At 33.0% G+C, this 26,485-nt stretch carries 25 protein-coding genes; 11 read left to right on the top strand and 14 right to left on the bottom strand.

Features of this window, described 5'->3' with window-relative positions:
- Positions 1–90 precede the first annotated feature (90 nt).
- The 6 genes from EDB96_RS20320 to EDB96_RS20345 form a co-directional block, all read right to left on the bottom strand.
- Positions 91–540, bottom strand: a complete 450-nt coding sequence (locus EDB96_RS20320) for an SRPBCC family protein (protein ID WP_134142818.1) — start codon at positions 538–540, stop codon at positions 91–93.
- A 72-nt stretch (positions 541–612) separates the two neighbouring features.
- On the bottom strand, positions 613–1,521 hold the full coding sequence (locus EDB96_RS20325; RefSeq protein ID WP_134142820.1) for a TIGR01777 family oxidoreductase: 909 nt from the start codon (positions 1,519–1,521) through the stop codon (positions 613–615).
- Positions 1,522–1,584: 63 nt separating this feature from the next.
- Positions 1,585–2,403, bottom strand: a complete 819-nt coding sequence (locus EDB96_RS20330) for a hypothetical protein (RefSeq protein ID WP_134142821.1) — start codon at positions 2,401–2,403, stop codon at positions 1,585–1,587.
- 20 nt (positions 2,404–2,423) lie between these two features.
- The gene (locus EDB96_RS20335; protein ID WP_134142822.1) at positions 2,424–3,161 is read right to left on the bottom strand and encodes a YqjF family protein; all 738 of its coding nucleotides are present in this window, start codon (positions 3,159–3,161) and stop codon (positions 2,424–2,426) included.
- Complete coding sequence (locus EDB96_RS20340; RefSeq protein ID WP_134142824.1) at positions 3,158–3,505, bottom strand: hypothetical protein; 348 nt, start codon at positions 3,503–3,505, stop codon at positions 3,158–3,160. Before EDB96_RS20340 ends, EDB96_RS20335 begins: the two co-directional genes overlap by 4 nt.
- 55 nt (positions 3,506–3,560) lie before the next feature.
- Complete coding sequence (locus EDB96_RS20345; RefSeq protein WP_134142825.1) at positions 3,561–4,064, bottom strand: GbsR/MarR family transcriptional regulator; 504 nt, start codon at positions 4,062–4,064, stop codon at positions 3,561–3,563.
- A gap of 137 nt (positions 4,065–4,201) precedes the next feature.
- Between EDB96_RS20345 and EDB96_RS20350 the strand changes: the two genes are divergently transcribed.
- Positions 4,202–5,464: a cation:proton antiporter gene (locus tag EDB96_RS20350; protein WP_134142826.1), complete on the top strand. Its 1,263-nt coding sequence runs from the start codon at positions 4,202–4,204 to the stop codon at positions 5,462–5,464.
- 107 nt (positions 5,465–5,571) lie between these two features.
- Here the strand turns inward: EDB96_RS20350 and EDB96_RS20355 are convergent, their stop codons facing one another.
- Positions 5,572–6,231, bottom strand: coding sequence for a vancomycin high temperature exclusion protein (locus tag EDB96_RS20355; RefSeq protein WP_134142827.1), 660 nt, complete (start codon positions 6,229–6,231; stop codon positions 5,572–5,574).
- Positions 6,232–6,367: 136 nt separating this feature from the next.
- Positions 6,368–8,395 carry a M3 family metallopeptidase gene (locus EDB96_RS20360; protein WP_134142828.1) on the bottom strand — a complete coding sequence of 676 codons (2,028 nt, stop codon included), beginning with the start codon at positions 8,393–8,395 and terminating at the stop codon, positions 6,368–6,370.
- A 221-nt stretch (positions 8,396–8,616) separates the two neighbouring features.
- Between EDB96_RS20360 and EDB96_RS20365 the strand changes: the two genes are divergently transcribed.
- Positions 8,617–9,285, top strand: a complete 669-nt coding sequence (locus EDB96_RS20365; RefSeq protein ID WP_134142830.1) for a hypothetical protein — start codon at positions 8,617–8,619, stop codon at positions 9,283–9,285.
- A 65-nt stretch (positions 9,286–9,350) separates the two neighbouring features.
- Here the strand turns inward: EDB96_RS20365 and purE are convergent, their stop codons facing one another.
- From purE to EDB96_RS20390, 5 genes are all read right to left on the bottom strand, one after another.
- A complete protein-coding gene (purE, locus tag EDB96_RS20370; RefSeq protein WP_057114953.1) occupies positions 9,351–9,833 on the bottom strand; it encodes a 5-(carboxyamino)imidazole ribonucleotide mutase in 483 nt (160 codons plus the stop codon).
- Positions 9,834–9,907: 74 nt separating this feature from the next.
- Positions 9,908–11,062, bottom strand: coding sequence for a 5-(carboxyamino)imidazole ribonucleotide synthase (locus EDB96_RS20375; RefSeq protein WP_057114952.1), 1,155 nt, complete (start codon positions 11,060–11,062; stop codon positions 9,908–9,910).
- Positions 11,063–11,264: 202 nt separating this feature from the next.
- Entirely contained in the window at positions 11,265–11,816 is a 552-nt protein-coding gene (locus tag EDB96_RS20380; RefSeq protein ID WP_134142831.1) for a hypothetical protein, read from the bottom strand.
- Positions 11,817–11,838: 22 nt separating this feature from the next.
- Positions 11,839–13,941, bottom strand: a complete 2,103-nt coding sequence (locus tag EDB96_RS20385) for a TonB-dependent receptor (RefSeq protein WP_134142832.1) — start codon at positions 13,939–13,941, stop codon at positions 11,839–11,841.
- Between the two features lie 226 nt (positions 13,942–14,167).
- Positions 14,168–15,442 (bottom strand): PQQ-dependent sugar dehydrogenase, encoded by a 1,275-nt coding sequence (locus EDB96_RS20390; protein WP_134142833.1) that lies wholly within the window; start codon positions 15,440–15,442, stop codon positions 14,168–14,170.
- A gap of 187 nt (positions 15,443–15,629) precedes the next feature.
- Here EDB96_RS20390 and hpt point away from each other — a divergent pair, with 187 nt between their 5' ends.
- From hpt to obgE, 4 genes are all read left to right on the top strand, one after another.
- Positions 15,630–16,160 (top strand): hypoxanthine phosphoribosyltransferase, encoded by a 531-nt coding sequence (gene hpt / locus EDB96_RS20395; protein WP_057114948.1) that lies wholly within the window; start codon positions 15,630–15,632, stop codon positions 16,158–16,160.
- 69 nt (positions 16,161–16,229) lie between these two features.
- Positions 16,230–16,802, top strand: coding sequence for an adenylate kinase (locus tag EDB96_RS20400; protein WP_057124310.1), 573 nt, complete (start codon positions 16,230–16,232; stop codon positions 16,800–16,802).
- A gap of 203 nt (positions 16,803–17,005) precedes the next feature.
- Positions 17,006–18,280, top strand: coding sequence for a hemolysin family protein (locus EDB96_RS20405; protein WP_113676555.1), 1,275 nt, complete (start codon positions 17,006–17,008; stop codon positions 18,278–18,280).
- Between the two features lie 105 nt (positions 18,281–18,385).
- Entirely contained in the window at positions 18,386–19,387 is a 1,002-nt protein-coding gene (gene obgE, locus EDB96_RS20410) for a GTPase ObgE (protein WP_113676554.1), read from the top strand.
- A gap of 115 nt (positions 19,388–19,502) precedes the next feature.
- Here obgE and EDB96_RS20415 read toward each other — a convergent pair whose 3' ends face one another.
- A complete protein-coding gene (locus tag EDB96_RS20415; RefSeq protein ID WP_134142835.1) occupies positions 19,503–20,033 on the bottom strand; it encodes an outer membrane beta-barrel protein in 531 nt (176 codons plus the stop codon).
- A gap of 313 nt (positions 20,034–20,346) precedes the next feature.
- Here EDB96_RS20415 and EDB96_RS20420 point away from each other — a divergent pair, with 313 nt between their 5' ends.
- From EDB96_RS20420 to EDB96_RS20440, 5 genes are all read left to right on the top strand, one after another.
- Positions 20,347–22,494 carry a S46 family peptidase gene (locus tag EDB96_RS20420; RefSeq protein ID WP_134142836.1) on the top strand — a complete coding sequence of 716 codons (2,148 nt, stop codon included), beginning with the start codon at positions 20,347–20,349 and terminating at the stop codon, positions 22,492–22,494.
- A gap of 219 nt (positions 22,495–22,713) precedes the next feature.
- A complete protein-coding gene (locus EDB96_RS20425; protein ID WP_134142837.1) occupies positions 22,714–24,069 on the top strand; it encodes a UDP-N-acetylmuramate--L-alanine ligase in 1,356 nt (451 codons plus the stop codon).
- Between the two features lie 258 nt (positions 24,070–24,327).
- Complete coding sequence (gene radC, locus EDB96_RS20430) at positions 24,328–25,017, top strand: RadC family protein (protein ID WP_057114941.1); 690 nt, start codon at positions 24,328–24,330, stop codon at positions 25,015–25,017.
- 3 nt (positions 25,018–25,020) lie between these two features.
- Positions 25,021–25,707 carry a YjjG family noncanonical pyrimidine nucleotidase gene (locus EDB96_RS20435; RefSeq protein WP_134142838.1) on the top strand — a complete coding sequence of 229 codons (687 nt, stop codon included), beginning with the start codon at positions 25,021–25,023 and terminating at the stop codon, positions 25,705–25,707.
- The gene (locus tag EDB96_RS20440) at positions 25,707–26,477 is read left to right on the top strand and encodes a hypothetical protein (RefSeq protein ID WP_134142840.1); all 771 of its coding nucleotides are present in this window, start codon (positions 25,707–25,709) and stop codon (positions 26,475–26,477) included. Before EDB96_RS20435 ends, EDB96_RS20440 begins: the two co-directional genes overlap by 1 nt.
- Positions 26,478–26,485 lie beyond the last annotated feature (8 nt).

The raw sequence follows: 26,485 nt of genomic DNA on the forward strand, positions 1-26,485 counted from the left end.
CAAATCTGCGTGAAAAAACAACTATTGATATTGTTTCAAAATCTAACCAATCTATTTTGTTTTTGCTTAGCAAGAGCTTTCTTTTTAATTCTATTTTTCAGAAACCTGTTTCAGAACTTTATTTCTCTCTAAAAGAAAATTCGTTAAGTGCCTTTTCAGAAATAAAAAATCAAATAATTTCCCGAAAAAACCAAAAGGAGTTTCATATTGCATTTTATCTTTCATGATCGTAATTCCATTTTCTTCTTCAAAAAAATGTTCATGTTTGAACGATTTGAATTTGCCTTGCTCCATTTCATCCACAAAATAATCATACAAATTCATTGTAGTAATTCTGCTTTTGTGCGTGAGATAAAATCCAAAATGTTTGCCTCGCCACGTTACCGTTTCGTTTAAATTTATCAACCCAGAGGTCACGCCGGCAATTGCCTTTTCGTTTGTAGGACTCGTTGATTGTTGATGAATATCGATATTTCTTGAGGCATCAAACACAATTTGTTTGGGAGCATTTATTTTGGTTGTGAGATGAATTGTTGTCATGATTTTATATTATTTTTTACGGAATATCATCGGGATCGAACTTTGTCAAAGTTTTAAACTTTGACAAAGTTGCTAGCGAAGTAAATCTCTAAAAACCTCATCAATATCTCCAAACTTAAACTGAAACCCATTTTCCAAAAGTCGTTTCGGAATCACATTTCTGCTTTTCAAAACCAATTCAGTTTCGGTTCGAATAAAGAAAGATCCAATTTCCAAAAAGAATTGATTCATCGGAATTCCGAAAGGAAAACCAACTGCTTTTTGAAGTTTTTGCATAAAATCAACATTTCGAATGGGTTCAGGAGAAACAATATTGATAACACCAGTGATTTCTTTTTCAATAATAAAATCAACAGCATTCGCAAAATCATCTTCATGAATCCAGCTTATAAACTGATTGCCGCTTCCCTGTTTTCCTCCAAAACCAATTTTCGCCAAAGTCTTTAACGGAATAAAAGCACCGCCATCTTTCCCCAAAACAATTGAAGTTCGCAAAGCCGTTTTTAAAGTCTTTGGCGTTTCAGTTTTAAAGAAGGCTTTTTCCCAAGAAAGCGCCACATTTATCGAAAAATCATTTCCAATTTCGCCGTCAATTTCATCCATTTGTTTGTCTAATGAAAAACGATAAATGGTTGAGGTTGATGAATTCAGCCAATGTTTCGGCGGATTCTGGCAATTTAAAACCGCTTTGTTTATAATTTTGGTACTTTCAATTCGAGATAAAAGAATCTCTTTTTTATTTTCTTTAGTATACCGACAATCAACAGATTTTCCGGCAAGATTTATTAAAACCGCTGCGTTCTCCAATTCCTTTTCCCAGCCGGAAAAAGTTCTGGCATTCCAGTTTACATATTTAATTCCGTTAATTATCTGAGATTTTCCACGGGTCAGAATTACAATTTCTTCAAATTTATTTTTGAAATGATTTACTAAAACCTGTCCTAAAAATCCGGTTCCGGCGGCGATGATAAGTTTACTCATTTTGATAGTTTTTCGGGTTAAACCTAACAGGTTTTTAAAACCTGTTAGGTTTCTGTAGAGAAATTAATTTAAAATAAAAAGCAAAGCAAGAATTCGGTATAAAATCCAGGTGTAAGATAAATAAAAGGGAAGTTTTAAAACTTTTACCCTTCTAAAATGTTCTGCACACATAATGAAAACCGTAATTCCAAACCAACCTAAAACCAACATTTCCGGAAGATTGATAAACTGATTCAGAATCAAAATCGGAACTAAAATCAAAGATCCCATTAAAGAAACAGTCATTAGATTTCCGACATAATTGATTATGGTTTTTCTGTCATAGTTTAAAAGAAATAAACTTTGAAAAACAATTTGTCCCAAAGCCAAAATAATTTCTCTCGCCATATTTGAATTCGGTAAAATCGGAATCAAATTAGAATATCCAAATAAAACCAAACTCGTAATAGTTAATGCGAATCCAATAAAAATAAATCTGTATTTGTAATCGAAATCAGGCGTGCATTCTAATTTATTTTCTTCTTTTACAGTTCCCGGAATAATTACTTTTCTGTTATAAGAAACAAAAGAATACATTTTTTTTAGAACAAAATGAATCGGTTTTACCGTTGCAATTTTTTCTATTATCGGAAAAGAAAATCCAATCACTTTTATTAAACTATCAATTCCGTAAGTGACTGTTTTTGTTTTATTATTAATCAACGCAATTTCATTTGGCGCTCGTTTTAAGTCTACAAAACTTTGTTCTTCATCAGAAAGTTGACAATAAGATTTTCTTCCGTTTTCATCTAGCATTCCGCTTTTTACAAAGCCGGTTGTGTATAAACTGCAAAGCGGACAATCTTCGTCATAAAGTAAGGTTTGGTTTTCGAGCGTTTTCATGATTTTTGGTTTTTAATTGATTAATACATTTCTTCTAAAGCTGGAATTGATTGCAGTTTTCTTTTATTCTTAACTGTAATTTTTGAACCTTTTGCTAAAAAAACTGAAGTTGGTTTTGCATCTTGAAGAAATCCAAAATCGTTTCCATAAATTTTTTCGAAATCAATTTCAATATGGTGATTTAGAACTTCCAATTGTTCCCATCTCAGATGTTGAACTTCGTATTCAAAAGTAGTTTCTTCGTCGATTTTGGTATATCCAAAATAATGTTCCGTAATGAATTCAGCTTCAGAATCGACTTCAATTTCTTTTAAAACATTTGCAGTTTCCAGTTGAATGGTATTCCACTTTTTATCATTTTTCCATTGATAAATAAAAGTGTTGGTGTTTTTATTCTCAATGATTTCATGTCGCATTTTCTGAGTTTCATAATGTTCCTGATACAAAGTATTCGCAATAAATGTGATCGCTTTTTTAGGGACAATTTCTTTAATGAAAACTACACCGCGTTTCCATTCGCCATTTTCAAAACGTTTTACGTAGAATCTCAAATTGACTTCTTCAAAATCGACATGAAATGGCACTTTCAATCCTAAGACTTTGGTGTTTTTAAACATAAAACCAACTAAGCTTACGTAACATTTGTTGTTCCAAATATCAATTTCGGTTCCTGCGGGAAGATATTTTTCTAAAATTTCGGCATCAACTTCATAATTGAAAAGTGCTAAATTTTTCCATTCTGCTTTTAAGAAATTCATTTGTGGGCTTTTTTATAAGTTATAATAGAAAAGAAGATTGCAAGTATGATTGGCATTGTAAATAAGATGAAATAGATCATTTGATAATTTAGAAAAACACCATTAGTAATCCATAGTGCAAAAAAGAAAACAACTCCTTTTATGTAATATTGGAGGTTTTTATCTTGTGGCTCATCTATTAACATTTTTATACCGAAAATTACTTGAAACAAACCTGTTAGTATTAAAAATAAGAATCCGCTACCAGTAATATTTCCTGTACTTTCATTAGTCAATATGCCAATGACAACTAATAAAATTGGCATGCTGACAAAAAAGTAATTGAGGTAATTAATTGCTTTCATAGTTATTGATTGTTTTAAACTTTCAGAAAAAAATGAAAGTTTTAATTAAATTTTTTTATTTCATGATTTTTAAAACAAGCTTACCAAGCCAGTTATCATTAAATTCGGTCATTTTGTCTAACATATTATCTGCTTTTAAAACGAAATCATACAATTTGGTTGTTTGATCTACAAAATGCTTTTCTTCTGCTGAATCTTTTGCTTCGATAGTCGAAACTTCTTTTAAGATTTTAAGCGCAGGTTTAATTTCTCTTTTGCTTCTTTCTCTTGAAATTTTAACTGCTAACTCGTCTAAATCTTTTTCGGCTGTAAAAAATTCTCTTCTTTCTCCGGCTTTGTATTCTTTATAGACAATTCCCCAATCCATTAAAGCTCTCAGGTTCATACTGGCGTTTCCGCGGGAAATTTGTAATTCATCCATAATATCTTCCATAGAAACAGCATCGTTTGAGACCATTAATAAAGCGTGGATTTGTGCCATCGTTTTATTAATTCCCCATTGAGAACCTAACGCTCCCCAGGTTTGTACAAACTTATTTTTTGCTTCTTTGAATTCCATGAAACAAATGTAATTAAAAGTTTTTAAACTTTCAAAAATAAATGAAACTTAATTTTGTAATTATAAAGTTATGTTAATTCAGGTCTTGAAATTTTCGATTAAATAATGAGAAGGATATTTTTGTAAAAATCACATTTATGGAATTATACTACACCTTTTCAGTACTTATCGTGCTGGCATCTTTCTTCGCCTATTTAAATTTAAGATTTTTAAAACTTCCGGGAACGATCGGAATCATGATTATCGCCATGTTGGTTTCCGTTGGAATTCGTCTTTTGGGAGATTCTTATTTTCCTGCAACTACAAAACATTTTTTTGATTTAATCAAAGAATTCGATTTCAACGAAATTTTAATGGGAGCAATGTTGAACTTTCTTTTGTTTGCCGGCGCGCTTCACGTAAACATGTCAGATCTTAAAGAACAAAAAGTTCCTATTATAATTTATTCTACAGTAAGTGTCGTATTGTCGGCATTAATCATTTCTCTGCTGCTTTACTATATAACACCAATTTTAGGAATCAAAATTCCTTATATATTTTGTTTGGTTTTTGGAACCTTAATTTCTCCAACAGATCCAATTGTGGTGTTGGGCGTTTTAAAACAAGCCAAAGTTCCTAAAAGAATAGAAACCAAAATTGTTGGTGAATCATTGTTTAATGATGGAGTAGCAGTTGTGATGTTTGCTGTGGTTTTAAAAATGGCAACCGACCCCACTTTTGATATGAGTTTTGGTTCTATCGCGTGGCTGTTTGCAAAAGAGGGAATCGGCGGACTTTTATTAGGAGCCGTTCTCGGATTTACAGCATCAAGAGTTATGAAGAAAATTGATGATTATAAAGTTTCGGTTTTAATCACACTATCGATTGTTATGGGAGGGTTTTTGATTGCCCAAAGTTTACACGTTTCGAGTCCGTTAGCAATGGTAGTGGCCGGATTAATTATTGGAAATTATGGTAAAAAAGTAGCTATGAGCGAAGTGACTCAAGATTATCTAGGAAAGTTTTGGGAACTTATTGACGAGATTCTGAATGCTATTTTATTTTTGTTTATTGGCTTTGAATTATTATTACTGCCAGATTTAAATAAACAATTGCTGACAGGGTTGGTAGCTATCTTTATAGTACTTTTTTCGAGATTAACATCAATAGTTCTGCCTTGGAAATTTTTCGATATTTTTAAATTTTTCGGAATCAAATCTGCCTACAATAAAGGTTCTTTGATGGTTTTGGTTTGGGGAGGAATTCGTGGAGGAGTTTCTATTGCACTGGTGCTTTCTATGCCTGAGGGAGAATACAAAAACCTTTTACTTGAAGTAACCTATATTGTGGTGTTGTTTTCAATTGTAGTTCAGGGATTGACTGTTGGAAAATTAGCCAAAAGAGTTTTAGAGAAAGAGTAGAAAGAACATAGAACATAGAATAAAGAGTAAAGACTTAAGATTTTTTTTCTTTAGATTATAGACTAAATATTTAAAAAAAACCTGCAAGATGTTCTTGCAGGTTTTTTTTATCGTTTGTCTTCCTTGGAATAATTTGATTCTCCATTAATATTAATTTCTCTGCCTAAAAAGCGAGGTTGTCGATTTCTCAAAACATCAAAAAAAGATTTGAAGATTGAACCATATTCTCTAAAGCAAACATATTTATAGCCAAGATATTCTCCTTTGTTCGCCGAATATCCAACAGATTTAATTCCGAGTTTTTGTCCGATGTAAATAGCGCGGTTTAGATGATATTCCTGAGATATTAAAGTAGCTCTTTTAATTTTAAAAATATGTTTGGCGCGATACATTGTAGAATAGGTATCGAAACCGGCATAATCAATAAATATCTTTGTTGTGTCAACTCCGTGATTAAAACAGTAATTTTTCATAACCGTTAATTCGTCATATTCTTCTCGGCCGTTATCGCCAGAAAGTAAAATTTTATTAATACGTTTTGCTTTCCAAAGCAGAATCCCGGCATCCAGACGGTCTCTTAAATATTTACTTGGCTGATCGCCCTTAATTCCTGCGCCAAAAATAATTCCGACATCATTTTTAGGAAATTTTTTTAAGGAATAATAAATGTGCTTTTTGGTTGTAGATTTTACATAGTAATTTACAGAAACAATGGCAACTAATCCGATGATTGCAAGCAGAAGGAAGATTTTAAAATATTTTTTCAATTTATTTTTTGTAAGATTAAGATTTAAAAATGCTAAGATAACTAAATTTAGTTGCAGACAAAATCAAATAAAAAACCGAAGCAGAAATGCTTCGGTTTTGTCTAATATTCTAAGAAGTCTAAAAATCTAAGAAAGTCTACAAAAGACCTGCTCTCTTCAACAAAGCTTCCGGTTTTGGTTCCTGACCTCGAAAACGTTTGTATAAAGTCATTGGATGTTCTGTTCCTCCTTTTGAAAGTACATTATCTTTGAATTTCTTCGCCACTTCTTCATTAAAGATTCCCTTTTCCTGGAAATATTCAAAAGCATCAGCATCTAAAACTTCTGCCCATTTGTAGCTGTAATATCCAGAAGAATAGCCACCTTGGAAGATATGCGAAAAAGCCGTACTCATTGCATTTTCTTTTACATCTGGATACAATTGTGTGTTGGCAAATTGTTCCGTTTCAAAAGCTTTTAAGTCTGTAATATTAGTTGGATCTTGTCCGTGCCAAGCCATGTCTAAAAGTCCGAAACTTAATTGGCGTAAAGTTGCCAATCCTTCTTGGAAACTAGCACTTTCCTTAATTTTCTGTACATATTCAATCGGAATAATTTCTCCCGTTTCATAATGTTTAGCGAATAAAGCTAAAGCTTCTGGTTCGTAACACCAGTTTTCCATAATCTGACTTGGTAATTCCACAAAATCCCAATAAACAGAAGTTCCTGATAAACTTGGATAAGTGGTGTTGGCTAACATTCCGTGCAAACCGTGTCCAAATTCATGGAATAATGTTGTTACTTCATTAAAAGTCAATAATGAAGGTTTTGTTTCTGTTGGTTTTGTAAAGTTGCAAACGTTCGAAATATGTGGTCGCTCGTTTACGCCGTCTTTTACATATTGTGATTTGAATGAAGTCATCCAAGCGCCGTTTCTTTTTCCTTTTCTTGGGAAGAAATCGGCATAGAAAATCGAAACCAAATTGTTTTCGGCATCTTTAACTTCATAAGTCGTAACTTCTTCGTGATATTTATCAATATCAAAAACCTCGGTAAAAGTTAAACCGTATAATTTTTTGGCAACCGTAAAGGCACCGTCCAATACTTTTTCTGACTGAAAATAGGGTTTCAGTTTTTCATCATCTAAATTAAAAAGCTGTTGCTTTAATTTTTCAGAATAATAAGCGCCGTCCCATTTTTCTAATTGTTCAATCCCGTCTAATTCTTTCGCGAAAGCGGCCAATTCAGCGAATTCTTTTTGAGCTGCAGGTTTTGCTTTTGCCAATAAATCATTTAAGAAAGAGAAAACTTTCTCTGGACTTTCGGCCATTCTTTCTTCCAGAACGAAATGTGCGTGTGTTTTGTATCCTAATAAATTAGCTCTTTCAAAACGTAATTTTGCAATTTTTAGAACATTTTCCTGATTGTCAAATTCATTATTCTGAAACGCTTTTGCACCAAATGCAATTGCCATTTTTTTACGTAATTCGCGATTATCGGCATAAGTCAAAAACGGAACATAACTCGGATGATCTAAAGTAAAAATCCAGCCTTCTTTTTCTTGATTTTTGGCTAATAACCTAGCGGCTTCGATTGTTCCTTCCGGCAAACCAGATAAATCTTTTTCATCTGTTAAATGCAATTCGAAATTATTGGTTTCTGCTAAAACATTTTCGCCAAACTGTAAACTCAGTTTCGATAATTCTTTGTCAATTTCTCTTAATTGATTTTTTTTGTCTTCAGGTAAATTGGCTCCGTTTCTAGAAAAACTTTTATATTTTTTGTCTAATAAAGTTGTTTGCTCTGGGTTGAGGTTCAAATTTTCTTTTTGATCGTAAACTGCTTTTACTCTCGCAAATAAATCGGCATTTAGGCGAATGTCATTTCCGAATTCTGAAAGCAGAGGTGAAACTTCCTGTGCAATTTTCTGCATTTCGTCATTCGTTTCAGCCGAATTCAAATTGAAGAAAATACTCGAAAGACGATCTAAAATATCACCAGAAAAATCCATCGCGACAATTGTGTTTTCAAAAGTCGGCGCGTCGGGATTATTTACGATTGCATCAATTTCGGCTTTAGCCAAAGCAATTCCTTCTTGAAAAGCTGGAACGTAGTCTTCGATTTTAATTTGAGAAAAAGGTGCGGTGTTATGTTTAGTTATAAATTTTGAAAGTAAAATACTCATTATGATATAAATTTTTTTATTAATTGAAGTCGAAATTTTGAATTTCAAAGATAGCAATTTATAAAAGTCTATTCATCTATATAAAATTGATTCTCGGCATAAAATCCTCTTAAATTGTGTTATAGATATGTTATTTATTCCTGCGGACGGTTTTAAAAGCGTAAATTGACAAAATAGGATTTGCATATAAAATGCCAGTCATAATTATAAAAATAAATAGGATGAATTATCAAGTTGTAATAAATAATATAGATACGGTAAATGAAGTAGAAGGATATTGGTCTGATGAAGATTTGATTGCCTTATTAGAAAAATTCAATTATCCTGATGGAGCGACAGCAGATAAATCGAGTCTGCCGGAATTATTAGAAATGGCAATTTCTGATTATGAGCCAAATGAAGCTGCGCAGATTGTTTTAGAATATAAATTAGGTGATCAATTAAGTGAAGGACAGATTGAGCAGATCTCCAATAATATGTTGATTGATAAAGTTTGTGAAGAATATCCAGAAATACACATGCAAGGGACTTTGTTTCATGTCAATCAATTGCTTTTTAAAGCTTACAACGGGAAATTTCCGAATGCAAAAGCTTCGATTGTTCATTTTTCTATGACACCAACTGAGGGCGAAGCGCAAAAGTTAACAGCCGAAAATGTATTGAAATTATTGAACAATGGTTTGTCTGACAGAAATCTTATTAAGAGATTATTTGAGAATCAAATCTCTCAAAATATTCCCTTTCCTGAGGCCGAAAGTATTATTTGGGAATTGAGAACAGAAGATAATACAAATTATGATTTGGTTACTTCAGAAAATTGGATCAATAAAGATGATATAGAGGAATCTGAATTTGAATCTGTTTTGGAAGAAGTTGAAGATGTAGCATAATTTAAGTTTTCAGTCACAGTTTTCAGTTACAGTTTATACTGAAAACTGTGACTGAAAACTAAAAACTACTTCAATCCTTCAGCCGCCTTGTTAACCGCAGCTTTCAATTCTTCTTTATAAGAAATAATAGTATCCAGCACTTTTTTATCATGACTTCCGATGATTTGTGCTGCTAAAATCCCGGCATTTTTTGCTCCGTTCAAAGCAACAGTTGCAACAGGAACTCCGCCTGGCATTTGCAGAATAGATAGAACAGAATCCCAGCCATCAATAGAATTACTAGATTTTACCGGAACTCCAATTACAGGAAGTGGAGACATGGAAGCCACCATTCCAGGTAAATGTGCTGCACCTCCGGCTCCGGCAATAATAACCGAAATTCCGCGCGTATGTGCGTTTTTACTGAAATCGAATAATTTCTCTGGCGTTCTGTGTGCCGAAACAATATCTACTTCAACTTCTACATTAAATTGTTTTAATATGTCGATGGCATCCTGCATAACTGGCATGTCTGAGATGCTTCCCATTATAATGGCTACTTTGCTCATTTTATTTTTTTGTTTATTTTGTTTTGTTTCAAGTTTCAGGTTTCAAGTTTCAAACTGATGACTGCGACTGAAAACTATTGAGAAATCACTCTAATAGTATTCTTAACATCCTCTGCAATTCGTCTTGCTTCAACCACATTTTCATTTACTATCGTTACGTGGCCCATTTTTCTGAAAGGACGAGTTTGTTTTTTACCGTAAATATGCGGAGTAACGCCGTTCCATCCTAAAATGGTTTCGATATTTTCATAAACTACATCTCCAGAAAAACCTTCGGCGCCTACTAAATTTACCATTATTCCGGCCACTTTACTGTCTGTGTTTCCTAACGGAAGATCTAAAATAGCACGTAAATGATTTTCGAATTGCGAAGTGTAACTTGCCTCAATTGAGTAATGTCCAGAATTGTGCGGACGCGGAGCAACTTCATTCACTAAAATCTCATCTTCGTTGGTTTGGAACATTTCAACAGCCAAAAGTCCAACGTGATTGAATTTTTCAGAAACATTTAAAGCAATTGCTCGGGCTTTTTCGGCTACTTTTTCGTCGATTCTCGCAGGGCAGATTACGTATTCAACCTGATTAGCTTCTGGGTGAAATTCCATTTCTACAACGGGATACGTTTTAATTTCTCCAGATGGATTTCTTACCACAATTACCGCCAATTCATTTTTGAACGGAACCATTGTTTCTGCAATACATTCTACATTTGGCAAGTCATCCATATCAGAAATCTGACGAATTACTTTTACACCATTTCCGTCATATCCAAATTCAGTGCATTTCCATACAAACGGAATTGTGATTTCATTGTTTCCAACTGATTTTTGCAAATGCAGTGGACTTTCAAATCGTAAATAAGATGCAGTTGGAATATTACTTTCGGTATAAAAATCTTTTTGAGTTCCTTTATTCTGAATTCCTTTTAAAGTTTTTGGAGACGGATATACTTTTACACCTTCGTTTTCCAATTGCGTTAAAGCTTCAAGATTTACCAATTCGATTTCAAAAGTCAAAACATCGACTTGTTTTCCAAAATTGTAAACCGTTTCATAATCCATCAAATCGCCCTGAAAGAATTTATTGCAGGCAATTTTGCTCGGTGCTTCGTCGCTTGGATCTAAAACATAAGTTTGTATGTCAAATTTTCTGGTGTCAGACAAAAGCATTTTACCTAATTGTCCGCCGCCTAATATTCCTAATTTAAAATCAGAAGAAAAATAATTCATTTTGTGTTGTGTTTTTGCAAAGATACCTTTTAATCTTTTTTAGCCAAAATTTAGTTTTTCCGCCACAGATTAAAAGGATTAAAAAAGATTTTTTTAAGCTGCCACGGATTACACGACTTTATACGAATTGCATTTTGTTAAAAATTTGTGGTGAAAAAAAGAAAGTATAAATCATTCTAATCCTTTTAATCTGTGGCTAAACCTATTTTATTTTTTTCAAAACTTCTTTTGCGACGGCTTTATAAGCGGCAGAATGATCTGCATAATCCTTGTCAATTATAACCTTAAGTTCTGGATGAATCCAGTCGTAGTGATTTCCTAAAATATATAAAGTACGGATTGAGTAGGCTTTTGTAGCAACTTTAACGTCGGTAATTAACCAGTCGAAAGAAGCTTCTATGCAGTCTTGAAGATTTTCTTCAGAAAGTTTAATGCAGTTTTCGTTTTTCTTGTAATGTGATTTTATAAGAAGCTGTACCACTTTTGCAATTGGGCGAAGCGAACTTTCATCTTTTAAAACTTTCAAATTGGAACAGAAAAAATCCAGATGCGGCTGAAGCCAAAGTAATTCTTCGTAAGAAACAAATTCTAAAATCCAGCAGGCTTTATGATTGTTTTTGTCTGATGGCGTAAAACAAATTGAAACCAATTCACCAAAAAGTGATGGGTTTTCTAAAATATCCTGTGCAGCTATGAGACGATTTTCCCGATAAGCATTTACATAATCCAATTTTCTTTGCAATTCAGACGGCATCTTTGTGGTATTAAATACTCTGCTAAAATAAGTAATTTAGTGAGATAATTCCGAAATAATTTATTGGCAATCCTGGATAATAAAATCTTGGCTGTGCATTTCCTACTGCGGTTGCGTTAGTCAGAATCATCGAAGCGTACTTTTCGTTTGTGACATTATTTACGCCAGCATCAATATGAGCTTTTAAACCAGATAAAATTTCGAATTGATAACCTGTTTTTAAATTTAATAAAGAATAAGAATCAGAAAAATCAGCGTTAGAATCATTTAGCGGAATTTTATCGGTAAACTGAAAATCGGCTGTAAAGTAAAATCCTGAACTCGTATTTAAAGTAAAACCAGCACTTGCTGTATTGGCGGGAACTCCAGTTAATTTGTTTCCAGAAAAATCATTTCCATTATCAACAAATTCCTTAAATTCATAATTTCCAATCGATGTTCCGATAAAAGAATTTAGATTAAAAATTCGATTAATTGGCCAATTGTGGTTGAGTGAAATTTCGATTCCTTCATGAAAAGTTTTTCCAGCATTTACACCTTCGTATTGATCGTCGCCAATTCTTTTCGCAACCAGTAAATCTTTAATTTCCATTCGGTAAACGGCAATTTGAGTATATAGTTTTTTGTTGAAGAAATGAAGTTTTCCGCCCAATTCAAAATTGTAACCTGTCTCGGGTTTAATGTTTGGATTGATGTTTCCAGTTGAGGTTAAAGTTTCTTCGGTTGCAGGAAGAGAAAATCCTCGGCTTACAGAAAAGTAAAAAGTTCGAACTTCATTCGGTTTGTATAAAAAAGAAAGCTGCGGTGAAAAAATTCCATCATAACTGTATTTTTCCTTCGGATCATTCGCGGAAGCGGGAAAATCATTTTGAAGTTCAAATTTTGTTTTGTTGTAATTTAATCCTGCTTGAATTTCAAATTGATCGGAAAGTAAAGTTCTAATTTGCGAAAAAATATTGTAAAAATGTCTTTTTTGATCGGTTGCCGTAAGCTGATCGCCTTGTAAACTTCCGTTTCCATTATTTTGCTGATAGAGATTTTCGAAAGTATTACCGCTGTAATTATCGTTGAAATATTCAATTCCGCCAATAAATTGATTTTTAATTTTTCCAATTGTAAAATCACCAGAAAATTGAGTTCTGACACCCGATGCAAAAGTATATTGGCGTAAAATATCAAAAGGACGTGGTTCGTTGCTGTCTTTATAATTGATAAAAACAGAAGTCGAATTGTTGAGGTGATCGTTTATTTTGAAATCATAAGCCAATCCCCCGAGAGTCGATTTGTATTCCTTAAAACCTTTCGAAGCAACCCAAGTTGGTGCGCCCAACTGCGGATTATTTTCAAAAGCCGTTTTGTTGATTGAACTCGGAATAAAAGCTTTTAAATAAGTATAGTTGGAAAAGTACGTCAACTTGCTATTTTTCTTTCGAAACAATTCTCCAGAAAGTGTAATTCCTTCCCGATTATAGGCGCTGTTTTCGCGCCAGCCATCTGTTTTTAAATTGTGATAATTCAGACTTACGGAAGCGTGTTTTTCATTCAAATCAAAACTCACTCTGTTTTTCAGTAATCCAAAAGAACCAAAAACAGAACTTACTTCAGCTTGATACTGCCCATTTTTTAAGGTTTGTGGTGAAATTAAAATCGCACCGCCCAATCCTGCTCCGTAAATACTCGAAAGCGGTCCCTTTATAACTTCAATCTGATTGATGTTTTGAAGATCGATATCGTCAATTACCGTTTCGCTGTTTCCAGATGTCAAAGGAATGCTTCCGTAAAAGGCCCTGATTTTATTTGTTCCGTAAGGAGTTCTGGCGCCAATACCGCGAATCGAAATTCGGGTTGTAGTAATATTTGACGATTGCATAAAAACGCCTGGAATAGTGTTAATGACATTACTGATGTCGGTAGTGTTATTTCGAAGTAATTCTTTTTCAGATAAAATGCCAATAGAAGCAGGGCTGTTTTGTAAATCTCGGTTAATATGAAGCGGACTTATTAAAACTTCATTCAGTTTTTGGGTTTTTACAGAATCAATATTTTGAGCTTCTTTTTCCTGTGCTAAAATGTTTTTAGAAATAAAAAGAATAAAGAAAAAAAGAAGGTATTTTTTGGACGGCATAAATGGAATGGTTAAAATGCAGTTTTATTTAACACATAGAAACATAGGTTTCATTGAGGCAAAAAGTCGTTTCACTTTTCCTAAAGTCACATAGCTATGTGTGAAAACGGGTTTTCTTTTTAATCTTAATCTACGAAACAAAATCTATGTCTCTATGTGTTTAATTTTTATAGTTTGGAATTTGGAATTTGGAATTTGGAATTTGGAATTTTTATTTTTAAAAACTTTATTTATTCGCAGTAACTTTCCAAATGGTATTTCCGCTGTCGTCATTTACCAAAAGCGATCCGTCATTCATAACTGTTACCGCGACCGGGCGTCCGTAAACTTCAGCTTTATTAGAATCAGAAATAAAACCAGTTAAGAAATCTTCTGGTTTTCCTGAAGGTTTTCCATCTTTAAAAGGAACAAAAAGCACTTTATATCCTGAAATTTTAGAACGATTCCAAGAACCGTGCTGACCTACAAAAGCTCCGTTTTTATATTTAGCAGGAAAAGCATTTTTGGTATAAAAAGCCAATCCCAACGAAGCAGTATGAGAACCTACAGGAACATCAGGAACAATTGCTTTTTCAACTAAATCTTTTCTTTCACCTTTCAATCGTGGGTCAGGAATACTTCCAAAATAAGAATACGGCCATCCGTAGAAACCATCTCTTTTTACACTTGTAATATAATCTGGAACTAAGTCGTCGCCTAATTCATCGCGCTCATTTACAGCAGTCCATAATTCTTTGTTGGCTGGATTCCAATCCATTCCAACAGGATTTCGCAATCCCGAAGCATAGATTTTTTCGCCTGTTCCGTCAGGATTAATTTCTAAAATAGCGGCACGACGAACTTCTTTGTCCATTCCGTTTTCGCCCACATTACTTCCAGAACCTACAGAAACATAGATTTTGCTTCCATCAGGACTTGCCAATAAATTTCTAGTCCAGTGGTTGTTGTAACCGCCGGCAGGAAGTTCAAGGATTTTTTCACCTTTTGTTTCCAATTTCAACGGATTGTTTTTATAAGGATAACGGTATAATCCGTCGGTATTTGCAATGTAGAAAAAGTCTTTAAGAACCAGCATTCCAAAAGGTTTGTTTAATCCAGATATAAAAACTTCACGAGTTTCAAATTTTCCGTCTTTATCTTTATCGCGTAAAACCGTAATTTGATTTTTGCTGGATCTTGTTCCGCTTTCGACAACAAAAATATCTTGGTTGGGCGCGATGTAAGTCCATCGCGGATTTTCAAATCCGTCAGCAAATTTAGTTACAGTAAAACCTTCTGGTGCTTTTGGTGTTTTGCCTTCAGACCAGCCTATAACTTTGCTATTGTTCGTTTTAGATTCAGTTGCGTAAGGCGGAGGAAGCGTTAAATCACCAATAGCAGTTTTTACAATAGTATTGGGTTGTTTGGCTAAAACTTCTTTTTCTTCTTTTTTAACTTGTCCGTTGCATGCGGTCATTAGTGCCAGTAATGATATAGAAAATAGTGGTAAGGATTTTTTCATTTGAATTCTTGGAGTTAAATATTTATATCACAACAATTTACTCAAATTAAAAATACCGTCAAAAAATAATTTGTAATTATTAACTGATATTTAACATTCGTAAAAAATATCGATATACAGTTTATTTTGATAGAAGCAGTTAAGTTGTAATTCTGTATCTTTGTGCATTATTTTAAAAAGAAAAATAATGATACAACTTCACGATAAACAATTTGTTCCGTTTATTTCGGCTAAAGAAATTGATTTTGCTTTAACTAAAATAGTGGCTCAGGTAGAGGATGATTTTGGAGATGATACACCAATTTTTATTGGAGTTTTGAATGGCGCTTTTATGGTAGTGTCAGATTTTTTAAAGAAATACAAAAAACCATGCGAGGTTTCATTTATAAAAATGGCATCGTATGAAGGAACTGAAACTACTAATTCGGTTAAGGAATTAATAGGAATTAATCAGGATTTGACTGGAAGAACAGTTATAATTATTGAAGATATTATCGATACTGGAAACACGATCGAAGAATTGAAACGTTTGTTTAAAGAAAAAAATGTCAAGCATTTTAAAATTGCCACTTTATTCTTTAAACCAGAAGCTTATAAAAAAGATATTAAGATAGATTACGTTGGAGTTCGTATTCCAAATAAATTTATTGTAGGTTACGGTTTGGACTACGATGGTTTAGGTAGAAATTTAACCGAAGTCTATAAATTAGCAGAATAAAAAAACACAACTATATATTCATTTAAAAACTTCTGACAAAAATTAGAAGTAACAACACTCATTTCAATTATGATTAACATTGTTTTATTTGGAAAGCCTGGTGCAGGAAAAGGAACTCAGGCAGAATTTTTAAAGGAAAAATATAATTTAACACATCTTTCAACAGGAGATATTTTTCGTTTTAATTTAAAAAATGACACAGAACTAGGTAAAAAAGCAAGAGTTTTTATGGATAATGGAGAATTGGTTCCATGCGAAGTAACAACTGCAATGTTAATTGATGAGGTAAAAAAACATCCTGATACAGCAGGATTTTTGTTCGACGGTTATCCAAGAACAATTAATCAGGCTGAGGCTTTAGATAAATTTTTGCCAACAATTGGGTCAAGCGTAACAGCAACAATTGCTTTAGAAGCAGATGACGAAATTTTGGTAAAACGTTTATTAGAAAGAGGAAAAACAAGCGGAAGAGCTGATGATCAAGACGAAGAAAAAATTCGTGTGAGATATCAAGAATACAATGAGAAAACAGCTCCGCTAATTGGATATTATAAAGAACAAAATAAGTTTCATGCCGTAGACGGTATCGGAACTATTGAACAAATTACAGAGCGCTTAACGTCAGTTATAGATAATTTGTAGAAGCTTTTTCCAGCTGTACGTTACAAGTCCTCGCTAAAAAAACTATTTTTCCAAACCCTAAAACGAGCTTCCGCTGGTCGCTGTTTTATGGCAGGAAAAATTAGTTTTTTTAGCTCCGGGCTTTTCACTTCCATCTGGGCTAGAATAAATTGAGAGTACAAATTGCATTTAACAAGACCATTTTATAACGAATCCCCTATCAATTGGAAATACTAATTATATTTTTTCTAATTCTCTTAAACGGAGTTTTCTCCATGTCCGAAATCGCTTTGATTTCTGCCCGTAAAAACAGGCTTGAAACAGCAGCGAAAAAAGGCAATAAAAGTGCTAAAACAGCACTCGATTTAGCCAACTCGCCTAACAAATTTTTATCTACAGTACAAATCGGAATTACCTTAATCGGAATTTTAACAGGTATTTATTCTGGAGATAAAGTAACTGCAGATGTTGAAATTTTCGTTGCCGGTTTTGCATTTTTAAAACCTTATGCACACTCAGTAGCTGTTGGAATTGTGGTTGTAATTTTAACTTTCTTCTCATTGGTTTTAGGAGAATTACTTCCAAAAAGAATCGGATTAAATTATCCAGAAGCAATTGCAAAAATGGTAGCAATGCCAATGAAAGTAATTTCGATAATTACAGCACCTTTTATCTGGCTTTTAACATCTTCAACAGATTTTCTATTGAATGTTTTTCAGATAAAACCAACCGCCGACGGAAAAGTTACCGAAGAAGAAATTAAGGCCATAATTAAAGAAGGAACTGAAGTTGGGGAAGTTCAAGAAATTGAACAAGATATTGTGGAACGTGTTTTTCATATTGGTGATAGAAAAGTAAACTCTTTAATGACGCATCGCAAATCGGTTGACATGCTGCCATTAAAAGCAGATAAGGAAAAGATTAAAGAATTGGTAGTTCAGGATCTGCATACGGTTTACCCAGTTTATAATGATAATTACGATGATATAGTTGGAGTAGTAACTCTTAAAAATATTTTCGCTAGTATCGAAAATGATAATTTTGATTTATCAGCTATTGTTTCTGATGCGCCTTATTTAATGGAGCAGACAACAGCTTACAAAGCTTTAGAAAATTTCAAGAAAACTGGCGTTCATTATGCTTTAGTTTCAGACGAATATGGAGTTTTTCAAGGTTTGATTACGTTGAACGATATTCTGGAGGCTTTAGTTGGAGATGCATCTGAATTTTATAAAGATGAATTTCAGCTTATAGAAAGAGAAGATGGTTCTTGGCTGGTTGACGGACATTATTCGTTACACGATTTCTTAACTTATTTTGAGTTAGACGAGCTGACAAACGATTACGAAGTAAACACCGTAAGCGGCATGATTATGACGGAGCTTTCTCATATTCCAAAAGAAGGAGAAAAACTAGTCTGGCAGAAATTCGTCCTAGAAGTTGTCGACATGGACGGCGTAAAAATTGATAAAGTGCTTGTGAAAGCGCTTAAAGAGTAGAGAGAATTTGTTTCAAGTTTAAAGTTTCAGGTTTCAGGTTAGCGCAACGCACTTAACTTGAAATTTGAAACCTGAAACTTAGAAACTACACATAAACAAACAAAAATGACAGAAGGGAATTTTGTAGATTACGTTAAGATATATGTTTCTTCCGGAAAAGGAGGAAAAGGATCTACGCATTTACATAGAGAGAAATTTATTGAAAAAGGTGGTCCGGACGGAGGAGATGGAGGCCGCGGAGGGCATGTATATTTAGTTGGGAATAAAGGACTTTGGACATTATTTCATTTAAAGTTTGCACGTCACATTAAAGCTGGACACGGTGGAGATGGTGGTGGAGACCGCAGTACAGGGGCAGATGGAGAAGATAAAATTATTGAAGTGCCGCTAGGAACTGTTGTAAAAGACAAAGAAACTGGTGAAACACTTTTTGAAATTACAGAACACGGAGAAAAACAAATTCTTGCAAAAGGAGGAAAGGGAGGTTTAGGAAACTGGCATTTTAGAAGTTCAACAAATCAAACGCCTCGTTACGCACAGCCAGGTTTGCTTGGTATTGAGATGGATGTAATTTTGGAACTTAAAGTTCTGGCAGATGTTGGTTTAGTTGGTTTTCCAAATGCAGGAAAATCTACTTTATTATCTGTTTTAACTTCAGCAAAACCAAAAATTGCAGATTATCCTTTTACAACATTAAAACCTAACTTAGGAATTGTTGCGTATAGAGATTTCCAATCTTTTGTAATTGCAGATATTCCTGGAATTATTGAAGGTGCAGCAGAAGGAAAAGGTTTAGGTCATTATTTTTTAAGACATATTGAGCGTAATTCGACTTTACTGTTTTTAGTGCCGGTTGATACGCCAGACATTAGAGCAGAATATGATATTTTGGTTAACGAATTGACTAAATATAATCCTGAAATGCTGGATAAAGAACGTCTTTTGGTAATCTCGAAATGCGATATGCTGGATGACGAATTAAAGGCAGAGTTAAAAGCAGAATTGGATGTTACATTCAAAGATGTTCCATACATGTTTATTTCGTCGGTTGCACAGCAGGGTTTGACTGATTTGAAAGATAAACTTTGGAAAATGCTTAACGAATAATACAATACGTACCATTCTATAAATATAAAACCCGACAATTTCTATTGTCGGGTTTTTACTTTTTGTGCAGAAACAAAAAGTAGAAAGGATTTTACTCGTAACTAAATCCTCCAATTTATAATCCGAAATTTTTAGAAACTCCAATGTTTAAAGTTTTTCCAAAATCAAAACCTAAACGTTCTTGTCTTGGATCATTTTTTCCGTCAAGATTATCGTAGTTAATTCCTCCTATAGAAAAATTCAAACCAAAACCATTTTTCATATTGATAAATAAAGCAGGTGTTAAACTTGCATACATTCCTTTTGCATTGTTTAATGAAGTGTTTTGGTATCCAACACCTAAATCTGTGTAGAAAGAAAACATTTGAGAAAGTGGTGTTGAGTAACGTACAAAACCTCCAATTTTGTATTTTTCTGTTTTGTCCGCCCCACTAGTTTTTACATTCATGATTGAACCTTCTACTCCAGCTGTCCATTTTTCAGCAAATTGATATCCAACTCTCGGAGAGAATTCAAAATTTTCAAGTTTAGAATCACCAATTTTCTCAGAAGAGAATCCAACATTTCCACCTAACAAGATTGAGTTTTTTTGCGCACTCGCAATAGTTGTAACTAGTATTACAACTGCTAGTAATAATTTTTTCATTTTTAATTTCATTTATTTGGACAGCAAATTTAAACTAAAACATTTTGTAAGAAATACTTTAGTTAATTATTTTTATTATGAAAGTTAATTTTTACAAATAATATTGAGTTTTAATTTTTAAAATCATTTTTTTTGAGATTTTTAATTCTTTCGCTGTGTTTATGGTGTTAAATTTAAACTTTGCTATCATCTTAATAAAATTATGAATTTCGCAAAATCAAGTATTATTTAATTTATTATGTTTTGTTTTTTGGAGTTATGTTTATTTTTTTTGCGAAAATGAGTTATATTCGCATCACTTAAACAAAATAACATGAAAAAAGTAGTTTTATTCTTGACCATGTGCCTTATGGCTTTTCCAGTAAGAGCCGATGAAGGAATGTGGTTCTTGATGTTTATCGAAAGATTGAACCATAGAGATATGGAGAAAATGGGCTTGCAATTGACAGCCGAAGAAATTTACAGCATTAACAATCATAGTTTAAAAGATGCCATTGTGCAATTTAATGGAGGTTGTACTGCTGAAATAGTTTCAAACAGCGGATTGGTATTGACTAATCACCACTGTGGATATAGCGCGATTGCAGAACTTTCAACAGCAGAACAAAATCATTTGAAAAATGGTTTCTGGGCAAAAAATCGTTCAGAAGAACTAAAGCCTAAATCTTTATACGTTCGTTTCTTTGTTCGTATGGATGATGTTTCTAAAAGAATTTTGTCTAAAGTAAACGATACAATGACAGAAACAGAAAGAAACAAAATCATTCAACAAGAGATTAGTTTAATTGAAAAAGAAAATAGCGAAAACGGAAAATACACTGTTTCTGTTCGTCCTTTCTTTCAAGGAAATGAATACTACTATTTCGTTTATCAAGATTATACAGACGTTCGTCTAGTGGGAACGCCACCAGAAAGTGTTGGTAAATTTGGAGGTGATACAGACAACTGGGAGTGGCCTCGTCAAACGGGAGATTTCTCTATGTTTAGAGTTTACGCTGATAAAAACGGAAATCCTGCAGCATATTCAAAAGACAACGTGCCATTGCAGCCTAAACACTATTTACCTGTAAGTATTAAAGGGGTAAAAGAAAATGATTTCGCAATGATCTTAGGATATCCAGGTAGAACAAACCGTTGGATGCCGGCTGGCGGAATCGAACAAAATATTAAATATGCTTATCCTGCTTGGGTTGAAGGTGCAAAAACCGGAATGGACCAAATGAAAAAGTATATGGATAAGGATGCAACTGTTCGTTTACAATATGCTTCTAAATATGCTTCGACAGCTAATTATTGGAAAAACCGTCAAGGTATGATTGATGCGTTGACAAAAGCTGGAACTGTAGAAACTAAAACAGAACAAGAAGATAAATTCTATGAGTGGGCAACTAAACCTGCTAATAAAGAAAAGTACGAGAATGTAATTCCTACTATCAACGATTATTACAGAGAAACAAACTTAAAAGCACGTCACGATAATTATTTGACACAGCTTTTACGTACTTCTAGTTATGCAACTGGACCAGCGAACTTAGGAAATGCATTAATTGCTTACTACAAAGAAAATGATGCTAAGAAAGCTGAAATGCTTCCTAAAATTAATGCATTGGTTGAAAGTATATATGGTGAGTTTTATGCTCCATTAGAAAAAGACGTTTTAACAGCACAATTAAATTTATACGCTTCTAAAGCTGCTGAGTATGGACTTGCTCCAGAAATTGCAAAAATGAAAACTGCTAATAATGGTGATTTTACTGCAGATGTGGCAAAAGCGACAGAGATTAGTTATTTTACTAATAAAGAAAAAGTATTGGCATTTTTAGCAGATCCAAAACCATTGGCAATTGTACACGATCCGTTGTATATTATTTCTAATGATTTATTGACGAAATACCGTTCTAAAACTGACGATCAAGCAAAAGCTGATGATGGTTTTGCAACTGCTTACCGTAAATTGGTAGAAGGTTTAAGAGAATCAAAATTAAATGCAATTAAATATCCAGATGCAAACTCTACTTTAAGATTGACTTACGGAAAAGTTCGCGCTTTACCTGCAGATACTCGTAATGAAGATGCTAAAATTAATAACTATACAACAATGGAAAGTATGGTTAAAAAATACAAAGCAGGAGATCAAGAATTTGACTTGCCTTCTCGTTTATTAGAGTTGAACAAGAAAAAAGATTTCGGACAGTATGCTGATAAAGCTGGATACATGCCAGTAAATTTCTTAACTGATAACGATATCACTGGAGGAAATTCAGGTTCGCCGGTTCTTAACGGAAAAGGAGAATTAATCGGAATTGCTTTTGATGGAAACATCGAAGCTATGGCGGGAGACGTTATCTTTGATCCTAAATTACAAAGAACTATCAACGTTGATATTCGTTATGTACTTTGGATTATTGACAAATACGCTGGAGCTAAAAATATTATTGATGAATTGACGATTGTGAAATAATCTCATTTTATTTATAAATTAAACCCGACAGGTTTCTTCTGAAGCTTGTCGGTTTTTTTGTTAAATAATTTTAGTGCTAATCAATAATTTATTTTCAAAACCAAATGAAGCATTCAATATTTCCTTATTTTTGAAGAATAATTAACCGGTTTAATCGTTGAATTGTTTATTCGTTTAATCGAATAAACGATTCAACATATAAACGATTCAACGTATTCAATGAAAACACATTTCATCGCCATTGGCGGAAGCGCTATGCACAACCTTGCATTAGCATTACATAAGAAAGGATATCAGGTTACAGGAAGTGATGATGCTATTTTTGAACCTTCAAAATCAAGATTAGAGAAGAAAGGAATTCTTCCTGCAGAAATGGGTTGGTTTCCAGAAAAAATCACTTCAGATATTGATGCGATCATTTTAGGAATGCATGCAAAAGCAGATAATCCTGAATTATTAAAAGCGCAGGAATTAGGTTTGAAAATCTATTCTTATCCAGAATTTTTATACGAACAATCTAAAAATAAAACTCGTGTTGTAATTGGTGGTTCACATGGAAAAACTACTATTACTTCGATGATTCTTCATGTAATGCATTATCATAATATCGCTGTCGATTATATGGTAGGAGCACAGTTGGAAGGTTTTGATACAATGGTGCATCTTACAGAAGAAAATGATTTTGTGGTTTTGGAAGGTGATGAGTATTTATCTTCTCCAATTGATAGACGTCCGAAATTTCATTTGTATCAACCCAATATTGCCTTAATTTCTGGAATTGCCTGGGATCATATTAATGTTTTTCCAACCTACGAAAACTATGTAGAGCAGTTTGAAATTTTTATTGAAAAAATTACAAATGGAGGAATTTTGGTTTATAACGAAAATGATCCAGAAGTAAAACGTGTTTCAGAAGCAGCGACAAATCCGATTAGAAAAATTGCGTATTCAACTCCAGATTATTCTGTGAGTGATGGTGTAACTTTGTTGAAAACTCCAGAAGGCGATATGCCAATTGAAGTTTTTGGAGCGCATAACTTAAATAACTTGGCTGGAGCAAAATGGATCTGCCAAAATATGGGCGTAGACGAAGCCGATTTTTACGAAGCTATTGCAAGTTTTAAAGGAGCATCTAAACGTTTGGAGAAAATTGCAGAAGGAAAAGGAAAAGTAGCTTATAAAGATTTTGCACATTCACCAAGTAAAGTAGCTGCAACAACTAAAGCGGTAAAAGAACAATATCCAAACAGAACTTTAGTGGCTTGTTTAGAATTGCATACATACAGCAGTTTAAACGCCGAGTTCTTAAAAGAATATGAAGGAGCATTAGAATACGCTGATGTTGCAGTAGTTTTTTATTCGCCAGATGCAGTGAAAATTAAACAATTGGAAGAAGTTACTTATGAACAAATTGCAACCTCTTTCAATAGAAAAGATTTAATTATTTATACCAATCCAGCTGAATTTAAGGAATATTTGTTCAATTTAAATCTCGATAATTCTGCACTTTTATTAATGAGTTCTGGTAATTACGGAGGTTTAAACTTTGATGATGTAAAAGGGTTGATTAATTAGATAATTAGTCAATTTGAAAATTAGATAATATGCCAATCGCTTTATGCAGTTGGCATTTTTTTTATGCTTTAATTTAAATTTTCATATTTGAAATGATCAACAATCATATAACTAGTTGAAAGAAAATAGAACTAAATTTTGTAATTATTTTATTTTAGATAATTAATTTGAATATACTCAATTTAAAATTGATGTATATTTATTGAAAGATTTTTCTTGTTTTTAATATCTTCGTCCCTAATAAAATTATTCTAATTTATGGAAAAATCTAATTTTCCGATCACGGTTTGGTCCGAAGATGATAAGCCTCGCGAGAAATTAATGTTGAAAGGGAAGGAAGTATTAAGTGATGCCGAATTAATTGCAATCTTAATTGGTTCTGGAAGTCGAAATGAATCGGCAGTTTCTTTAAGTAAACGAATCTTATCAAGTGCAGGAAATCTGAATGCTTTAGGGAAATTGTCTATTTCAAGTTTAATGCAATTTAAAGGAGTAGGTGAGGCAAAAGCAATTTCTATTGTCGCGGCATTAGAATTAGGAAGAAGACAAAGAAGTGAAGATGCATTAATATTCAAAAAAATATCTTCTAGTAAAGCTGTTTTCGAGATAATGCAGCCAATTATTGGAGAACTTCCTCATGAAGAATTTTGGGTGCTTTTTCTTAATAATTCTAATAGCGTTATTTCAAAGTCTCAATTGAGTAAAGGAGGTATTACGGGAACTGTCGTAGACGTTAGATTAGTTTTTAAATTAGCCATGGAAAATGGGGCTACTGGTTTGATTTTGTGCCATAATCACCCCTCTGGAAACTTAAATCCTAGTGATGCAGACAAGCAAATTACCAAAAAAATAAAACTTGCAGGAGAAAGTCTAGATGTTAAAGTTTTAGATCATTTGATTATAACTGAATCAAAATATTATAGTTTTGTAGATGAAGGAATTTTTTAATACATGAATACCAAGATTACAGACATCTTTTTTGATTTAGATCACACACTTTGGGATTTTGATAAAAACTCAGAAATGGCTTTTGATCGTATTTTTAAAGAGAAATACGCGGAAATCCCTACCGCAGATTTTATTAAACAATATATTCCTATAAATCAGGAATGCTGGAGGTTATATCAAAATGATAAAATTACACATCAGGAATTACGTTACAATCGTTTAAAGTTTTCCTTTGATGCTTTAAATTATGTAATATCAGAAGAAAATATCTTTGAAATTGCTAATGATTACATTGAGTTTCTAACAGATAACAATTATCTTTTTGATGGCGCAATAGAAGTTTTGGAATATCTAAAACCAAAATACAAACTTCATATTATTACCAACGGATTTGCTAATGTGCAGGAAAAAAAAATAAATAATGCTTCGCTTGGAGGTTATTTTGCTACTATTACAAATTCGGAATTAGCAGGAGTTAAAAAGCCAAATAGTATTATATTTGATTATGCATTACAATTGGCCAACACTTCAAAAGAAAACAGTATTATGATTGGAGACGATTTTGAAGCCGATGTAAATGGCGCTTTAAATGCAGGCTTGGACGCTATTTTCTTTAATGAAAAAAAATTGGATGTTTCCGGAGATTATAAACAAATTAACCATTTATTAGAACTAAAAAAATATTTATAATGATGAAGATTAAACTTTTAATTACTGCAATTTTATGTTCAGTTGTTGGATTCGCGCAGTCTGTTAATGATTACAAAGCTGTAATTGTGCCTCTAAAATATGACTTTATAAAAACTGATAATCAATATCGTTTGGCAACTTTGAGTAAACAGAACTTACTTAAAGCAGGTTTCGAAGCTTTTTATACAAATGAACAACTCCCAGAAGGATATACAGATCGCTGTCAGGTTTTATACATTGATGTAACAAAAGATAGTGCTTTTTTGGTAACTAAACTTATTGTTCAATTCAAAGATTGTTTTGGTCAAGTTGTTTTTACCTCTGAAGTTGGAAGAAGTAAAGAAAAAGATTATGACTTAGCATACAGAGAAGCACTAGAGAATGCTTTTAAATCTGTTTATGCATTGCATTATAAATATAGCGGTACTCCCGTTACAACTTCTAAAACATCATCTGCCCCTGTAAGAACGAATGCTGCAACTGCAGCAGTTACAACAGTTGCCGCAGCTCAAGTTGTTGCTGCAACTCCATCTCCAGATTTAAAAGATCCAAATTTATTATATGCGCAACCAACAGAATCTGGTTATCAGTTAATAGATAAAACACCGAAAGTAGTAATGAAGCTTCTTAAAACTTCTCAAAGTAATGTTTTCATCGCCATAAAAGATAATGTTCAAGGTTCTTTAATCTTAAAAGAAGATGGACAATGGTATTTTGAATCGTACCAAAATGATAAATTGGTTTCAGAAAAAATTGTAGTTAAATTCTAAATTATAAA

This window comes from Flavobacterium sp. S87F.05.LMB.W.Kidney.N (assembly GCF_004366435.1).
In the GTDB taxonomy this organism is placed as follows: Bacteria; Bacteroidota; Bacteroidia; order Flavobacteriales; family Flavobacteriaceae; genus Flavobacterium.

Bases quoted from the DNA above. Each gene is read 5' to 3' on its own strand.
- EDB96_RS20320 (WP_134142818.1), bottom strand. From the start codon at position 540: ATGACAACAATTCATCTCACAACCAAAATAAATGCTCCCAAACAAATT.
- EDB96_RS20325 (WP_134142820.1), bottom strand. From the start codon at position 1,521: ATGAGTAAACTTATCATCGCCGCCGGAACCGGATTTTTAGGACAGGTT.
- EDB96_RS20330 (WP_134142821.1), bottom strand. From the start codon at position 2,403: ATGAAAACGCTCGAAAACCAAACCTTACTTTATGACGAAGATTGTCCG.
- EDB96_RS20335 (WP_134142822.1), bottom strand. From the start codon at position 3,161: ATGAATTTCTTAAAAGCAGAATGGAAAAATTTAGCACTTTTCAATTAT.
- EDB96_RS20340 (WP_134142824.1), bottom strand. From the start codon at position 3,505: ATGAAAGCAATTAATTACCTCAATTACTTTTTTGTCAGCATGCCAATT.
- EDB96_RS20345 (WP_134142825.1), bottom strand. From the start codon at position 4,064: ATGGAATTCAAAGAAGCAAAAAATAAGTTTGTACAAACCTGGGGAGCG.
- EDB96_RS20350 (WP_134142826.1), top strand. From the start codon at position 4,202: ATGGAATTATACTACACCTTTTCAGTACTTATCGTGCTGGCATCTTTC.
- EDB96_RS20360 (WP_134142828.1), bottom strand. From the start codon at position 8,395: ATGAGTATTTTACTTTCAAAATTTATAACTAAACATAACACCGCACCT.
- EDB96_RS20365 (WP_134142830.1), top strand. From the start codon at position 8,617: ATGAATTATCAAGTTGTAATAAATAATATAGATACGGTAAATGAAGTA.
- purE (WP_057114953.1), bottom strand. From the start codon at position 9,833: ATGAGCAAAGTAGCCATTATAATGGGAAGCATCTCAGACATGCCAGTT.
- EDB96_RS20375 (WP_057114952.1), bottom strand. From the start codon at position 11,062: ATGAATTATTTTTCTTCTGATTTTAAATTAGGAATATTAGGCGGCGGA.
- EDB96_RS20380 (WP_134142831.1), bottom strand. From the start codon at position 11,816: ATGCCGTCTGAATTGCAAAGAAAATTGGATTATGTAAATGCTTATCGG.
- EDB96_RS20385 (WP_134142832.1), bottom strand. From the start codon at position 13,941: ATGCCGTCCAAAAAATACCTTCTTTTTTTCTTTATTCTTTTTATTTCT.
- EDB96_RS20390 (WP_134142833.1), bottom strand. From the start codon at position 15,442: ATGAAAAAATCCTTACCACTATTTTCTATATCATTACTGGCACTAATG.
- hpt (WP_057114948.1), top strand. From the start codon at position 15,630: ATGATACAACTTCACGATAAACAATTTGTTCCGTTTATTTCGGCTAAA.
- EDB96_RS20400 (WP_057124310.1), top strand. From the start codon at position 16,230: ATGATTAACATTGTTTTATTTGGAAAGCCTGGTGCAGGAAAAGGAACT.
- obgE (WP_113676554.1), top strand. From the start codon at position 18,386: ATGACAGAAGGGAATTTTGTAGATTACGTTAAGATATATGTTTCTTCC.
- EDB96_RS20415 (WP_134142835.1), bottom strand. From the start codon at position 20,033: ATGAAAAAATTATTACTAGCAGTTGTAATACTAGTTACAACTATTGCG.
- EDB96_RS20420 (WP_134142836.1), top strand. From the start codon at position 20,347: ATGAAAAAAGTAGTTTTATTCTTGACCATGTGCCTTATGGCTTTTCCA.
- EDB96_RS20425 (WP_134142837.1), top strand. From the start codon at position 22,714: ATGAAAACACATTTCATCGCCATTGGCGGAAGCGCTATGCACAACCTT.
- radC (WP_057114941.1), top strand. From the start codon at position 24,328: ATGGAAAAATCTAATTTTCCGATCACGGTTTGGTCCGAAGATGATAAG.
- EDB96_RS20435 (WP_134142838.1), top strand. From the start codon at position 25,021: ATGAATACCAAGATTACAGACATCTTTTTTGATTTAGATCACACACTT.
- EDB96_RS20440 (WP_134142840.1), top strand. From the start codon at position 25,707: ATGATGAAGATTAAACTTTTAATTACTGCAATTTTATGTTCAGTTGTT.